This is a genomic window from Enterobacter sp. 725m/11, from assembly GCF_011683705.1.
GTDB lineage: Bacteria > Pseudomonadota > Gammaproteobacteria > Enterobacterales > Enterobacteriaceae > Enterobacter > Enterobacter bugandensis.
This window is the reverse complement of the sequence record NZ_JAAQOK010000128.1, coordinates 1-319: the sequence shown is the minus strand read 5'-3', so window position 1 is coordinate 319 and position 319 is coordinate 1. Positions and strand designations below refer to the sequence as shown.

Sequence of the window (319 nt, the reverse complement as noted above, 5' to 3'; positions counted from 1 at the left end):
ATGGTGCATCCGGGAGGATTCGAACCTCCGACCGCTCGGTTCGTAGCCGAGTACTCTATCCAGCTGAGCTACGGATGCATCGGGGAAATGCTTTTAGAAACAGTAAATGGTGCATCCGGGAGGATTACTCGGCTGCGCCTCGCCCTTCGGGCCGTTGCTAAAGCAACGTTATCCTCCCTGGTGCTTGCGATTAACTCGCAGACCTTGAAAAAACAGCATCGCTGTTATCTCGGAGAATATGGTGCATCCGGGAGGATTCGAACCTCCGACCGCTCGGTTCGTAGCCGAGTACTCTATCCAGCTGAGCTACGGATGCATC

Annotated in this window: 2 tRNA genes; both read right to left on the bottom strand. The window is 54.5% G+C overall.

Going from position 1 to position 319, the window contains the following annotated elements:
* Position 1 precedes the first annotated feature (1 nt).
* A tRNA-Arg gene (locus tag HBA26_RS22725) sits at positions 2-78 on the bottom strand.
* 161 nt (positions 79-239) lie between these two features.
* A tRNA-Arg gene (locus HBA26_RS22720) sits at positions 240-316 on the bottom strand.
* Positions 317-319: the final 3 nt, after the last annotated feature.